10 protein-coding genes are annotated in these 15,291 nt (G+C 54.4%); all 10 read left to right on the top strand.

Going from position 1 to position 15,291, the window contains the following annotated elements; genetic code table 11:
• The first annotated feature begins 157 nt into the window (after positions 1-157).
• The 10 genes from AC1EKE_RS00285 to AC1EKE_RS00240 all read left to right on the top strand — a co-directional run bounded on the left by AC1EKE_RS00285 (position 158) and on the right by AC1EKE_RS00240 (position 15,284).
• On the top strand, positions 158-886 hold the full coding sequence (locus AC1EKE_RS00285) for a succinate dehydrogenase cytochrome b subunit (RefSeq protein ID WP_480307426.1): 729 nt from the start codon (positions 158-160) through the stop codon (positions 884-886).
• Between the two features lie 37 nt (positions 887-923).
• Positions 924-2,891 carry a fumarate reductase/succinate dehydrogenase flavoprotein subunit gene (locus AC1EKE_RS00280; protein WP_480307424.1) on the top strand — a complete coding sequence of 656 codons (1,968 nt, stop codon included), beginning with the start codon at positions 924-926 and terminating at the stop codon, positions 2,889-2,891.
• Between the two features lie 24 nt (positions 2,892-2,915).
• A complete protein-coding gene (locus AC1EKE_RS00275; protein WP_480307423.1) occupies positions 2,916-3,677 on the top strand; it encodes a succinate dehydrogenase/fumarate reductase iron-sulfur subunit in 762 nt (253 codons plus the stop codon).
• A gap of 682 nt (positions 3,678-4,359) precedes the next feature.
• On the top strand, positions 4,360-5,652 hold the full coding sequence (glyA, locus tag AC1EKE_RS00270; RefSeq protein WP_297126844.1) for a serine hydroxymethyltransferase: 1,293 nt from the start codon (positions 4,360-4,362) through the stop codon (positions 5,650-5,652).
• Positions 5,653-5,687: 35 nt separating this feature from the next.
• Entirely contained in the window at positions 5,688-8,096 is a 2,409-nt protein-coding gene (locus AC1EKE_RS00265; RefSeq protein WP_480307421.1) for a family 20 glycosylhydrolase, read from the top strand.
• Positions 8,097-8,378: 282 nt separating this feature from the next.
• Positions 8,379-8,660 (top strand): HU family DNA-binding protein, encoded by a 282-nt coding sequence (locus tag AC1EKE_RS00260; protein ID WP_070467117.1) that lies wholly within the window; start codon positions 8,379-8,381, stop codon positions 8,658-8,660.
• A gap of 369 nt (positions 8,661-9,029) precedes the next feature.
• Positions 9,030-10,736 carry an Rne/Rng family ribonuclease gene (locus AC1EKE_RS00255; RefSeq protein ID WP_480307419.1) on the top strand — a complete coding sequence of 569 codons (1,707 nt, stop codon included), beginning with the start codon at positions 9,030-9,032 and terminating at the stop codon, positions 10,734-10,736.
• Positions 10,737-11,386: 650 nt separating this feature from the next.
• Positions 11,387-12,568, top strand: a complete 1,182-nt coding sequence (locus AC1EKE_RS00250; RefSeq protein ID WP_480307418.1) for a M24 family metallopeptidase — start codon at positions 11,387-11,389, stop codon at positions 12,566-12,568.
• A 36-nt stretch (positions 12,569-12,604) separates the two neighbouring features.
• Complete coding sequence (locus AC1EKE_RS00245; RefSeq protein ID WP_480307416.1) at positions 12,605-13,468, top strand: CPBP family intramembrane glutamic endopeptidase; 864 nt, start codon at positions 12,605-12,607, stop codon at positions 13,466-13,468.
• The gene (locus AC1EKE_RS00240; protein WP_480307414.1) at positions 13,452-15,284 is read left to right on the top strand and encodes an alpha-L-fucosidase; all 1,833 of its coding nucleotides are present in this window, start codon (positions 13,452-13,454) and stop codon (positions 15,282-15,284) included. Before AC1EKE_RS00245 ends, AC1EKE_RS00240 begins: the two co-directional genes overlap by 17 nt.
• Positions 15,285-15,291 lie beyond the last annotated feature (7 nt).

The following is a 15,291-nucleotide window of genomic DNA, read 5'->3' as shown; positions in this document are numbered from 1 at the left end:
CCGCTTTCTATCCCGCTAAAGAGTTGATAGTTGTAATTATGGAAATATGTCGGTAATCTTCTTGGGAAGATCGTAGAATTGGGCTAAATTTGCAACACTGACTGATTGTCGCACGACAAAGTTACTTCGAATACCAACAACAGTTTTATCAAATCCCATGTGGTTGACTAATTCTTCTATCGGAAGGAAGGTGGTGATGAGTGTCACCGGTGTCTTTTTCTTCCTCTTTCTGCTTTTCCACGGAGCAATGAACCTGGTGGCAGTCTTCTCGGCTGAGGGCTACAATGAGATAGCCCACTTCCTGGGGACTAATCCCGTCGTACAGTTTATGGTGCCGATCCTGGCAGCTATCATCCTGATCCATATCATCTTCTCGATTATGCTCTGGAGCCAAAATCGCAAGGCTCGGGGTAATGATCGCTACGAGGTGGCTGGTAAGGCCAAGATCGACTGGGCATCCAAGAACATGCTGATCCTCGGACTTATCATCCTTGGTGGACTGGTGCTTCATCTGATCAATTTCTGGGCAAAGATGCAGCTCCAGACCTGGATGGGCAATGCCTCTGTCTTAGCCTCTACTCAGATGGAGTACATCTTTAGTAAGGAGTGGATCGTGATCATCTATCTGGTCTGGTTCTGCGCCATCTGGTTTCACCTCTCTCATGGTATCTGGAGTGCAGCTCAGACAGTGGGGCTTAATAATAAGAAGTGGATCAACATCTGGAAGACGATCGGCTACGTCTTTGCGACACTTATCTTCATCATGTTCGCCTTCGTCGCCATCGCCTTCTACCTCAAGTCTGTAGGTGTTTGGCCTCAGGTCGGTGATATCTGGCACCTTGGTGCAGCCGGGGAGATCCCTGCATCACAGTACTATGGCTTCTGATCCGATTGTTTCACGCTCTAAATAGATAAGAATGACTATGTCTACACAAGATATAAATCTCGAGAAGAAGCTGGACGCCAAGATTCCTGAGGGTCCCCTTGCCGAGAAGTGGACCAATTACAAGGGTCATCAGAAGCTGGTCAACCCCGCCAATAAACGTAAGCTCGATATCATCGTCGTGGGAACCGGTCTCGCCGGCGCTTCCGCCGCGTCTTCGCTGGCTGAGCTGGGCTTTCATGTCAAGTCCTTCTGCATCACCGATAGCCCCCGTCGCGCTCACTCTGTAGCCGCTCAGGGAGGTATCAATGCGGCGAAGAATTATCAGAACGATGGTGACTCTGTCTATCGTCTCTTCTACGATACCATCAAGGGTGGTGACTACCGCTCTCGTGAGGCTAATGTCCATCGTCTCGCTGAGGTCTCTGCTGATATTATCGATCAGTGTGTGGCTATGGGTGTCCCCTTTGCCCGTGAGTATGGTGGCACGCTCGCCAATCGCTCCTTCGGCGGTACGCTCGTCTCCAGGACCTTCTACTCCAGAGGGCAGACCGGTCAGCAGCTCCTCCTCGGAGCCTACTCCGGACTGATGCGCCAGGTAGGGCTCGGTCACGTAGAGATGTACGCTCGCTATGAGATGGTCGACCTCGTCATTATTGATGGTCGTGCACGTGGTATCATCGCCCGTAATCTCGTCACCGGCAAGCTCGAGCGCTTTGGTGCTCACGCTGTTGTCGTCGCAACCGGTGGCTATGGCAATGCCTACTTCCTGACCACCAACGCTCTCGCCTGCAATGGCTCTGCAGCATGGCTCTGCTACAAGAAGGGCGCATACTTCGCCAACCCTTGTATGGTACAGATTCACCCGACCTGTATCCCCAAGCAGGGCGACTACCAGTCCAAGCTGACCCTTATGTCAGAGTCTCTCCGCAATGACGGGCGCATCTGGGTACCTAAGAAAAAGGAGGATGCGGAGGCGATCCGAAATCGCACGAAGACCGCCCTCGACATTCCTGAGGAGGATCGTGATTACTATCTCGAGCGTCGCTACCCGGCATTTGGTAATCTCGTACCTCGTGATGTGGCCTCTCGTGCTGCTAAGGAGCGCTGTGATGCTGGCTATGGTGTCGGCACGGGAGAGGCTGTTTTCCTTGACTTCTCCGAGCCGATCCAGCGACTGGGAAGGGAGGCGATCACTGCCAAGTATGGCAACCTCTTCGATATGTACAAGCTGATCACGGATGTGGATGCGTACACCTACCCGATGGAGATCTTCCCTGCTGTCCACTTTACCATGGGTGGTCTCTGGGTAGACTACGAGCTGCAGACCACCATCCCCGGTCTCTTCGCCATCGGTGAGTGTAACTACTCCGACCACGGAGCCAACCGCCTCGGTGCCTCTGCTCTCATGCAGGGATTGGCAGACGGCTTCTTCGTGCTGCCCTACACGATGCAGAATTACCTCGCTGACCAGATCGAGCTGGGTCATGTAGACACCAATGCACCTGAGTTTGAGGCTGCAGAGAAGGAGGTACACGAGCGGGAGAAGAAGCTGATGGATATCAAGGGCGACCTGACCGTCGACGACATCCATAAGAAGCTCGGTGCCATCCTCTGGGAGCACTGCGGTATGAGCCGAAATGAAGCAAGCCTCAAGGAGGGACTCCGCAAGCTCGATGAGCTGACCAAGACCTTCTGGACCCGCGTTCGTATCCCCGGTGAGATCGAGGATCTCAATACCGAGCTGGAGAAGGCTTGGCGTCTCGCTGACTTCATCGAGATGGGTAAGCTGATCGCTCACGATGCGCTTGACCGTAAGGAGTCCTGTGGCGCCCACTTCAGAGAGGAGTACCAGACGGATGAGAATGAGGCACTCCGCAACGATAAGGACTTCAGCTATGTATCTTGCTGGGCTTACACCGGCGAGAATACACCCCCAGTGATGTATAAGGAGGAGCTTAACTACCAGTATGTAGTGCCTCAGACACGTAATTACAAGAAGGCATAATAGAGACGACGCACACTTAAGATTATGGATAAGTTTATTGACATTAAAGTTAAGGTTTGGCGTCAGCGGAACCGTCATGAGAAGGGTCACTTCGAGACCTACGAGGTGAAGCATGTCGATGAGAACGCTTCCTTCCTCGAGATGATCGATATGCTCAATGATCAGCTCATCCGCGAGGGCAAGGACCCGGTCGTCTATGATAATGACTGCCGCGAGGGTATCTGTGGCGCTTGCTCCATGTACGTGGATGGTCACCCCCATGGTCTCCTCCCCGGAGCAACCACCTGCCAGCTCTATATGCGTAACTGGAAGAGTGGTGACACCATTACCGTAGAGCCCTGGCGCTCTGCAGGCTTCCCGGTCATCCGTGACCTGATGGTGGATCGCTCCTCTTTTGACAAGATCCAGCAGGCCGGAGGCTTCATCTCGATGAACGCCGGCTCCGCCCCCGACGGTAATGCGATCCCTGTATCGAGGGTTAATTCTGAGCTGGCTATCGACGCTGCCTCCTGCATCGGCTGTGGCGCGTGTGTGGCAGCGTGCAAGAATGGCTCCGCGATGCTCTTCGTCAGTGCCAAGGTGAGCCAATTTGCTCTCCTCCCGCAGGGTAAGGTCGAGGCCAAGAAGCGCGCTCGCGCTATGGTAGCCAAGATGGACGAGCTGGGCTTTGGTAACTGCACCAACACCCGCGCTTGTGAGATGGAGTGCCCGAAGAGCATCTCGATCTCCAATATCGCCCGTCTCAATCGCGAATTCATTAAGGCTAAGTTCGGTCAGATCGACTGATAGTAGCTATCCGGATCGTCAATATCCTAAGGAGAGGCTCCCCTTGCGAGAGTCTCTCCTTTTTTTTGCACCCCAGCCTATGACTTAGTGAGGGTAGGGAGGCGCATTAAGGCTTTGCAGAAAGCAGCCAGGCGCCTCATATCGGGGAGGATCTTGATGAGGAGGCACACACCGGGGCTCCACACTCTCTTGCTCGCCTGATATCTGAGGAGTGTGTATCCCTACGGATGCGGTCATACACAGGTCTGTTGGCCATCTAATGCACCCTCCCTCAGCCGTCACACTAATACCGATATTAGAGATTGCTAATATCGGTATTAGTGAAGTCTAATATCGGTAAAGGATTTGACCCTGAAGTCTAGGCTGATTTATCCCGAGACTCTTGGCGAGGGTGCGAGTGTCACAGACTAGCTGCTAAGCGGGCCGTGGCGAGCACTTTGGTACGCTGATAGCTCCGAGACTACAGCATATTAGTCCGAACTGCCTGTGGAGCGGACGCTCTCGCGGGTGGATTACTCCCTTACTCGAGTGATTTCCATACGATCCTCATGTGTTACCCCGTAATGGAGGAGTATTACATTGTTAAGCTCGCTAATTATCTTTAGATTTGCATAGGGGAGTGGACGTTTCCATATCTCGAAGTAAAGTACTGTAAACCAATAAACTTTCAACCTTTTTCATCATGAAAAGAGATCAACAGATTTTTGACCTGATTGACCAAGAGCGTCTGCGCCAGAAGCGTGGTGTGGAGCTGATCGCATCAGAGAACTTCGTCAGCGAGGAGGTGCTCCGCGCTATGGGTAGCATCATGACCAACAAGTACGCTGAGGGCTATCCCGGTAAGCGTTACTATGGTGGCTGCCAGATCGTCGACCAGAGTGAGCAGCTGGCCATCGATCGCATCAAGAAGCTCTACGATGCTGAGTATGCCAACGTGCAACCTCACTCCGGTGCTCAGGCCAATATGTCTGTCTTCCAGGCTTGCCTCAATGCCGGCGACACCTTTATGGGTCTCAACCTCGACCACGGTGGTCACCTGACCCACGGCTCGCTCGTCAATGCCTCCGGTATCCTCTACCACCCCGTAGCTTACGGTGTGCGCAAGGAGGATGGTCGCGTAGACTACGATGATATGGAGCGCAAGGCTAAGGAGACCCACCCGAAGCTGATCGTCGGTGGTGCCTCTGCCTACTCTCGCGAGTGGGACTACAAGCGTATGCGCGAGATCGCTGATAGCGTCGGTGCCATCCTCATGATCGATATGGCTCACCCTGCAGGTCTCATCGCTGCCGGCCTCCTCGCCAATCCGGTGAAGTACGCCCACATCGTTACCTCTACGACCCACAAGACCCTGAGAGGTCCGCGTGGTGGTATCATCCTGATGGGTAAGGACTTTGAGAACCCCTGGGGCAAGGCTACCAAGAAGGGTCGCGTCAAGATGATGTCAGAGCTGATCAACTCTGCCGTCTTCCCCGGTGTACAGGGTGGACCTCTGGAGCACGTGATTGCTGCCAAGGCGGTTGCCTTCTACGAGGCTCTGCAGCCTTCCTTCAAGACCTACCAGACTCAGGTGCATGCCAATGCGGTAACCATGGCAAATACCTTCCTTGAGCTGGGCTATGACGTGGTCTCTGGCGGTACCGATAACCACCTGGTGCTGCTGGACCTCCGCAAGAAGTTCCCCGAGCTGACCGGTAAGGAGGCTGAGGATGCGCTGGTAAAGGCTGACATCACTGCCAATAAGAATATGGTCCCCTTCGATGATCGTACCCCTGCCAAGACGAGCGGTATCCGCATCGGAAGCCCTGCAGCCACGACCCGTGGACTGAAGGAGGGAGACTTCAAGACCGTCGTACACTGGATCGATGAGATCCTCAGCAATCCTACCAGCGAGGAGGTGATCAAGAAGGTCCGCTCTCAGGTCAATGAGCTGATGGAGGATCGTCCTCTGAACGTTTGGGAGGATCGCGACTAATCCATTTATAACTTAAGCACATTAATATCGACTTAATGAGATTCATCAAGCATGTAGTCGTGGCTTTTGCCGGCATGCTTCTCTTTTCCGGTTGTGGTAATGGTGTGGAAAAGTCTCTCGACGAGGCTCCCTACAATCAGGGGATACACATCATACCTCAACCGGTAAAAGTGAATATGGGCCAAGAGCAGGGTCGCTGGACACTGACCTCTTCGACTAAGATTATCGCAGACGAGAGTCTTGCCATTGTCACTGACTTCCTCAGGGACAAGATCGCAAGCTCCACCGGATACGATCTGTCCGTGGAGCCCACGAGCAGTAACCCCGCCAAGGAGATACGCTTCGTCATCGTGACTGACGAGGTGATCCCTCACGAGGAGGGATACACTCTCGACGTCACCTCTGACGGTGGTGTCCTGATCCAAGCATCCACCACCCGCGGTGTCTTCTGGGGTATGCAGTCTCTCCTCCAGCTCTTCCCGGCTGAGATCGAGAGTTCCTCCAAGGTCAATGCCAAGAGCTGGACCATCCCCTATGTCAGCATTGTGGACTATCCGCAATTCAGCTACCGTGGTCAGCACGTGGATCCGTGTCGTCACTTCCAGACGATAGATGACGTGAAGAAGACCATCGATGTCCTCTCTATGCTCAAGATCAATAAGCTGCACTTCCACCTCACCGAGGATCAGGGATGGCGCATTGAGATTAAGAAGTATCCCCGCCTCACTGAGGTGGGTGCTGTGCGTACTGAGGGTGATGGCTCGACCTATGGTCCCTACTTCTACACGCAGGAGGAGATCAAAGATCTCGTCGCCTATGCTGATGCTCGATTTGTGGAGATTATTCCCGAGATCGAGCTGCCCGGTCACGCCGTCTCTGCACTCTCAGCTTACCCCTGGCTTGGATGCAAGGGGGAGGACTTCCCCTACGAGGTGCGTAACATCTGGGGCATCTCCAATGAGGTGATATGTGCCGGCAAGGACTCCTCGATCGAGTTTTACAAGGACGTACTGACGGAGGTGATGCCCCTCTTCCACACCGACTTCATCCACATCGGTGGCGATGAGGCTCCCAAGACGGAGTGGAAGCGCTGCCCCAATTGCCAGAAGCGTATCCGCGAGCAGGGACTTAAGGATGAGGATGAGCTGCAGAGCTGGTTTATCTCCCAGATCGGGACCTTCCTCAGTGAGCACGGCAAGCGGATGATCGGCTGGGATGAGATCCTCGAGGGTGGTATCCCGGAGAATGCCACGATCATGTCGTGGCGCGGCGAAGAGGGCGGTATCAATGCTGCCAAGGCCGGTCATGATGTGATCATGACCCCCTCCTCTCACGGCTTTTACCTTGATTACTATCAGGGTGATCCCAATGTGGAGCCGGTTGCTCTCTGCTGCCGCTCGACGCTGCCTCAGGTGTACGCCTACGTGCCCATCTCTGAGCACATCACTGCTGAGATGGCACCCCACATCCTCGGGGTGCAGGGCAATAACTGGTCGGAGTATATCCCCGATGGTCATCACGCCCAGTATATGGCGCAGCCCCGTATGGCAGCGATTGCTGAGGTAGCTTGGACTCCAGTCGAGCAGAAGAACTTTGACGACTTTGTCGGTCGTCTCGAGAACTTTACCGCCCGTCTCGGACTCCACGACTACAATTACTTCATCCCTCAGCCTGAGCAGCCCGACAATCGGAGCATCGACTGTGTGACCTTTACCGGTGAGAGCGTCACGATCCCCTTTGGGACTGTCTATCCGGTACACAAGATCATCTACACTACTGACGGTACCGATCCCGTGGAGGGTAGTGCTCAGGAGTACACTGAGCCGCTGACCTTCTCCTCCGACACGGAGCTCAGGATCCGCACCCTGACCCAGAGTGGCGCTATGAGCCCTGTGCGTGTCATCACGATACGTCATCAGGACTATGCGCCCGCCGTCTCAGCCACTGCTGACGGATACGATGCGGGTCTTGACCTGACGACAGTCCGCAAGCAGCTCAAGTCCTCCGACGACCTTGAGTCTTACTCCGGTGATGATGCCATCCACCTCCATGGTGTGAAGCTCAGCGAGAGCGGAGAGAGGGTCTACAAGGAGGATATGGAGGAGCACCTGATGAGTAACGTCAACTGGAACGCTCAGGATTACTCCGGCTATGTGATGATCCCCGAGGATGGCGTCTACCGCATCCGCTGCAATAGCGACCGCCTCTGGCTCGATGGTGACCTCGTCATCGACAATGGCGGTCTCTGCAAGCGCAATACGCACTCTGATGTGACCCTTGCTCTGAGTAAGGGTCTGCATAAGATCCGCTTTACTCAGGTGCTGGACTTTATCGGAAACTGGCCCAGTGGATTCTATGACCAGAGACCCTTTATGAGTCGCTTTGATAAGGGAGAGCCACTCAAGGCGCTTCCCGACGAGGCTTACTTCTGTGATCCGAAGTAATCAGGCAATCAATTAATTACCCATCTGAGGGGGTGCACCCGGTCGACCGGGTGCACCCCCTCCTGCTTGTTGCCCCCTCCCGCCTGGTGCCCAAAAAGGGTTAAGATATGGGGCGGAAGTCTGAATTTATAGTGATAGCTAACAAGTTACGACATAGATGGGAGGCGAAATAGTTAGGGGGAAAGGGTAAAAAGGTGTATCTTTGCATACTCTTTGCGTAGAGGCTTGGAGAAGCGGGGTGGGATTAGCGTAGTAGTAATCCAAAATTTATAGCAGCATATTATGATAAAAGCAGACCTTGTCAATGAGGTTTCCAAGAAGACCGGTATCGAGCGCAAGCTTGTCATGACTACGATCGAGTCGGCTATGGATGTGATCAAGGAGACTATGATCAATCAGGAGAACGTCTACTTGCGTGGCTTTGGCAGTTTCGTCGTCAAGGAGAGAGCAGCCAAGACCGCTCGTAACATCAGTAAGAATACGACCATCCAGCTCCCTGCTCGTAGGGTCCCCACCTTTAAGCCTTCTAAGACTTTCGCTGAGAAGGTCGACAAGAATAAGTAATGATATCGCTCAGCGGTCGTGATCTACGGCTGCCGACTAAGTACTTTCAATTTTAAACGTAAATATTATGCCAAACGGGAGAAAGAAGAAGAGACATAAAATGTCTACTCACAAGCGTAAGAAGAGACTGAGAAAGAACCGTCACAAGAAGAATAAGTGATCGCTCTACCCTGTATCTCTGACTTCGATCTCGCATCGAGATCTGACAGCTGAGAGTACAGTGTGCTCATTTTACGCCTTGAATGGTTTTGAGAGTGAGTCTCTACGGGAAGCGGTTTTTTTAGTCGCATGCTCATGTAGGCTCGCTCTTGTTTTTTATTAATAGGCTACCGGCTTTGCGGCCGTAGCCGGATGATTAAATTTACTCGTGTGAAAAGTCAACTTGTCATCGATGTGCGACCTAAGGAGGTCCTCATCGCGGTCCTCGAGGATCGTAGACTGGTGGAGCTCCGGAGAGAGAAGCAAAACATCTCTTTCTCGGTGGGAGATATCTATCTCGGCACGGTGAAGAAGGTGATGCCCGGACTCAATGCGGCTTTTGTCGACATTGGGCATCAGAGGCAAGCCTTCCTCCACTATCGTGATCTGGGTAGCAGCTTCCTGACAGCTCAGAGCTTCCTCAGCGCACAGCGTAAGTATGGTAAGAGCTTTTCTCCCGAGCGAGTAAAACTAGAGAAACCGATCCCTAAGACCGGGGACATTGCCGATCAGCTCAAGGCCGGTGATGAGGTGATGGTGCAGATCACCAAGGAGGCGATCTCTACCAAGGGCCCGCGGCTCTCGGCAGAGCTCTCCTTTGCCGGTCGCTACCTGGTCCTCATCCCCTTTGCCGACAAGGTCTCTGTCTCCCAGAAGATCGGGAGCAAGGCCGAGCGAAACAGGCTCAAGCAACTGGTCCTCAGTATCAAGCCCAAGAATGTGACCGTCATCGTCAGGACCTCTGCCGAGGGCGTCAAGGTGGCTGAGCTGGACCATGAGCTCCGTAGCCTGATCAGGAAGTGGGACTCCACTGTCGCAAGCCTCAATACTGCAGTGCCGCCCTCCAACTCTCGGAAGAAAGGGCAGGGCAATGGCAGGAATAATCCCTCGCCCTCCTCAGACGGCAAGCCTTGGCAGATGCTCCACGAGGAGACCAATCGCGTGATTAGTCTCCTCAGAGACACGTACGACTCCTCTCTGAAGGAAGTCTATGTCAATGATCAGAGCATGGTGCGGGAGGTGACGGACTACGTTGACCTCATCGATCCCGGTAAGGGTGAGATAGTGCGCTTTTATGATGGGCGGAACCCCATCTTTGATCACTTTGACATCACTCGTCAGGTCAAGCACCTCTTCGGTAAGATCGTTACTTACCGTCAGGGAGCATACCTGTACATAGAGCAGACCGAGGCGATGCATGTCATTGATGTCAATAGTGGCAATCGCGCACGAGGATCCTCTCAACAAGAGGATACCGCAGTAGACGTCAATCTATCTGCCGCCGAGGAGATCGCCCGTCAGATGAGACTGAGGGACTTGGGAGGCATCATCGTCATCGACTTCATCGATATGGCTGAGGCTGCTAATAGGCAGAAGCTCTATGAGCATATGATCCAGTGCATGACCAATGACCGAGCCAAGCATACAGTCCTGCCGCTCACGAAGTTTGGCCTCATGCAGATCACTCGCCAGAGGGTCCGCCAGGCTATGATCGTGGAGACGCAAGAGACCTGTCCCACCTGCTTAGGCACCGGCAAGGTGCAGCCTACGCTCTTCTTCACAGACAAGCTTGAGCAGATGATCAAGCAGCTGACTCAGGAGGAGGGCATCAGGACACTGACGCTTCACGTTCATCCTTATGTAGCTGCCTACATTCGCAATCGACAGGGCAAGGGATTCTTGGGGCTGATGGGTACCAAGTCTCTCCTCTCCACCTGGAGGACCTCCTACGGGAAGGGCATCGATGTGCTCCCCGACCAGTCCATTGGGATGATCGACTACGAGCTGACAGATGCGGAGGGCAACGACTTGTCGCACTTCCTCGATGAGGATGTGAAGGGGCTGGACCCCGAGGACGAAGAGGCCACCGAGGACTGATGGTACGTATGTGACCAAAGCTGATTTTACTCGCTCTCGATAAGAGAAGCAACCTAAAGAAACAAAGAGCCGGAGTACTCCCTGACAGCAGGGCAGTGCTTCGGTTCTTTTTCTTTCTCTCTCTACCCCAGTCTCAAGTGCCTCGAGACCGACTCGGTGGAGAAGAGGGAGGAGCACCTCGCCCTCGTCGCCCCCCCATCGAGTACCCGTGGTGGGACACGCACACTCGAGATAGAAGGTGGGTTGTCAAAGTAGACCGGACTAAATCAGTAATTAGTAATTGAAGGCAGAGCCTTGGGTCGAGTCCCGGACGAGCGGTGTGGCACCCGAGTCCCGGACGAATGGCACTCGAGTCCCGGATGGATGGCACTCCGGTGCCACCCAAGAGCCTGACGGCAAATTCCTAATCGAAACGGGCCCGTTTTCACCAAGTTTAGACCCCGTTTCGATATGCTATAGGACCACTTAAATTGCATATTAGCTGGCAAATTTCAGATGCTGTTGACCGAACTGTTATTCAGCTCCTTTCTTTGCCCTTTGATTAACGGACAAGAGCCTTTAAGGCAAACTTTGGTATCTTAGTACAGTCGTAGGATCACTTGGAGTGGTCCGGATATCCGTAATTCGAATACTACACAAGAAATAGATTTATGTCACTGTCTCACGAAGAGCTGAGCTGTAGGCTCGCAAAGATCAGACAAGCTATGGCCGCAGAGGGCTGCGAGAGCCTCCTCCTGCGGAGCATCCCATCCCAGCTGTATCTCACCGGAAGCGTAGTCTCCGGCTGGGTTTACGTGCCGGGAGTGGATGACCCCGTCTTCTTCCCTGACCGAACCGGCAACCGGCTCTCAGACTATGATCCAGCAAGGGTGATCCCGGTGCGGAAGCCGGAGCAGATCCCTGCTGAGCTGGAGCCCTTTGGGTATCGCATCGATAAGGGGACTGCCCTCGAGAAGAGCTACCTCACACAGGTAGACTACGAGCGGCTGAGCAAGCTCTCTCCCTCAGGCGTCAGCTCCGTCGACGCTGGGGCTCTGCTGCGGCAGGTGCGTATGACTAAGACTCCGGGTGAGATACGCTTGATCAGGGAGACCGCTGCTCGTCACTCTGAGATCTATGAGATTGCCCCGCAGCTCTACGAGCCGGGTATGACTGACCTGGAGTGGCAGTTTGCCCTCGAGTATGAGATGCGTAAGCGTGGCTGGGTAGGTCTCTTCCGCACCTTTGGGACGCAGATGGAGAGCTTCTCAGGCAGTGTTATCGCCGGGGACAATGCCTCCTGCGCCTCCCCCTACGACTTTACGATGGGCGGTAGGGGAGTGGCTTCCTTCCCACTCGGAGCTGCTGGACACGTCATCCGATCAGGTGAGTCGGTGATGGTGGACTTGGCGGGTGATTACACCCAGTATCAGTCGGACTGCACGCGGACCTACTACGTGGGTACTCTTCCGGATGAGGCTTTTCGCTGCCACGAGATCTCGCTACGTATGCACGAGTGGCTTGAGGAGGTGGGAGAGCCCGGCTTCCCCATAGGTGAGGTCTACAATCATTGCCTTCACCTGGCGGAGCAATTCGGAGTGGCAGATCACTTTATGGGAGATGAGCTGAGAGCCCGCTACGTGGGGCATGGCGTTGGGCTGGAGATCAATGAGCTCCCGATCCTCACCGGTCGCTGGCCGGGTGTGCTGGAGGAGGGTATGGTGATCGCCTTTGAGCCCAAGATCATCCTCCCCGGTGTCGGGGCGCTTGGGATTGAGGACACTTACCTCGTGCTGCCCGATGGGCTGGAGTGCCTCACCACACCGGAGCGGACTCTCGTCAAGCTTTGCTAAGTCTGTACCCTCGCTCGTGGTCTTAACCATCTACGCATGACTATCCATCCCACATACGACCTGCAGAGCAGAGCCCGCTTCAGCCAGTTGGTCTTCCTCTTTGCGGTGATGCTGATTATGGCGGGAGTGTTCTCCTTTCTGATCACTCCGGCTCTCCGCATGACATCACTCTCGGAGACTAAGTCCTTACTTGTCTCACAGATCTGCTCGTCACTGCTGGTCTTTTGGGTCCCGCCCCTTCTGCTCAATACGTACTATAAGGCTCGGCACCTAAGTCCATTCTTTCACCCTCTTGCGTCGGTGAGGCTACCTCAAGTGGCATTGGGGCTTGCAGTAGCTCTCTTGGCTCTCGTCCCATCGTCCTTGCTGGAGGACCTCATGCGGATGATCCCGGAGCCTGAGGCACTTGCTCCTTTGTCGGCACAGGTGGAGCGGACCACCGAGATGATGATCTCTGACCACAGCGTGGGAGGGATCACGCTGGCGTTGATAGCCCTCGTAGTGGTTGCTCCGCTGGCTGAGGAGTATCTCTTTCGCGGCGTGCTGCAGCAGTGGGTCCTATCGGTCACCCGGAGCGGGCATACCGCAGTGTGGGTGGTGGCTCTGCTCTTCTCGCTGATACACATGGAGTGGGGCGGACTCCTGTCTCGTGCCTTTATGGGAGTGCTGCTGGGCTATGCCGCTCTCTATGGAGGGCTGAGGGTCTCTGTCCCTATGCATGCCCTGAATAATCTACTGGTCTATCTCCTCTTGCTCTGTGGTGACCCCGAGCCGTGGAGCCCTCTCCCCCTTGGGATCGTCTCCGTGCTGATCTCCATAGTCTGCCTGATCGCTATTGGCGTCCTTCTCCGATATATGTCTCAAAGAACGAAATCCGAATATCATGAAACGATCAACTAAATTATTTGCTCTCTTAGTACTAACTCTTCCACTGCTCAGTCTCTTGACCTCCTGCAAGGAAGCAAAGCAGAGCACCTACTATACACAGCGTGTGGACTTCCCTGAGGGAGCTACGCTTGACACGAAGGTGGAGATGGCCTCGCAGCTGATCCCGTCCGAGAAGCAACAGGCGTGGCAGGAGCTGGAGCTGACTGCTTTTATCCACTTTGGAGTCAATACATTCACCAATCAGGAGTGGGGCGATGGGACGGAGGATCCTGCCATTTTCGTCCCGGAGCATTTGGACACCGATCAGTGGGTGAAGACCCTCAAGGATGCCGGCTTTCGCCTCGTGATCCTTACCTGTAAGCACCACGATGGGTTCTGCCTCTGGCAGACAGAGACCACGGACCACTCGGTGAAGTCCTCCCCGTGGCGCAATGGCGAAGGCGATGTGCTGAGGGATCTGTCGGCATCGTGCAAGAAGTATGATATGAAGCTGGGTGTCTACCTCTCCCCCTGGGATCGCAATGCAGCATCCTATGGAACCGGCAAGGACTACAATGACCTCTACATCGCTCAGCTCACGGAGTTGCTCTCGGACTATGGCGATATTGATGAAGTATGGTTTGATGGTGCCTGCGGTGAGGGTCCCAATGGTAAAGTACAGGAGTACGACTGGGAGCGGGTCTTTGACACGATCCATAAGCTGCAGCCCAATGCCGTCAGTGCGATCATGGGTGAGGATATCCGCTGGGTAGGCAACGAGAGTGGCCTCGGTCGTGAGACAGAGTGGAGTGCCACCGTCCTCGCACCGGACTCCTATCCTGAGAGTGACAGCCTCTACAAGGCACTTGATATAAATGCTATGTCAGAGGACCTCGGCAGTCGGGAGATGCTCGCCAAGGCAGGGTCCCTCTACTGGTATCCGAGCGAGGTGGATGTATCCATCCGTCCGGGATGGTTTTGGCATCTGGAGGAGGAGCCGAAGTCTCTTAAGCAGCTGTCAGATATCTACCTTCAGTCGGTGGGGCGCAACTCAGTCCTCTTGCTCAATATTCCTCCGACTCGTGATGGACTGCTCGATGAGCGTGATGTGAAGCGAGTGGGTGAGCTTGGGCAGTGGATCCGCCAGCTCAATGAGCAGCGTGCTGCTACAGAGGATCTTGCTCACGAGATCAAGGTGGGAGGAAGTGTTGTGACGGAGCTTGATCCCGATATGCAGGTGGGGGTGATCCTCCTGCAGGAGGATATCTCCCGTGGGCAGAGAGTCGAGAAGTTTCACGTAGATGGTCTGATGGACGACGGTACTTGGTCGCAGATTGCAAAGGGAACCACCATCGGCTACAAGAGACTTCTCCCGCTGGAGGTACAGGCGAAGTATAGCAAGATCCGTCTCGTCATCGATGAGGGTCGTGGAAGCTCGGTCTTCATCCGTCACATCAATGCCCTCGTACTGCCGCCACTGTCAAGCTCAGAGCTGGCCGACGATATGCCCGGGATTACGCCTCTCCCCAAGCAGGGCTGGACCGTCTCGAGTGTTAGTCCACTGGAGATCCTCTTTGGCAAAGAGCTGAGTGTACAGGGACTTATCTACACACCTGCTAAGGGTCGCGATGCCACCACACTCCCCTTCACCTACCTTCTGGAGGGATCGGAGGATGGCAAGAGCTGGCAGACGCTGGCAAGGGGCGAATTCTCAAACATCGTCAATAATCCGATCCCGCAGAAGATCAAGCTCGACCGAGCCTATTCGCTTCGTGCGATGCGCCTTACCGGCACTACGGTGGAGGGTCATGGAGTGCCGCTTGAGGAGTCTGAAGTAGTAGTCTATTAATCCCTAT

Source organism: Porphyromonas sp. C0041D3 (assembly GCF_056590575.1).
The sequence above is the reverse complement of the archived record's forward strand: the minus strand, read 5'-3'. Positions and strand labels throughout refer to the sequence as shown.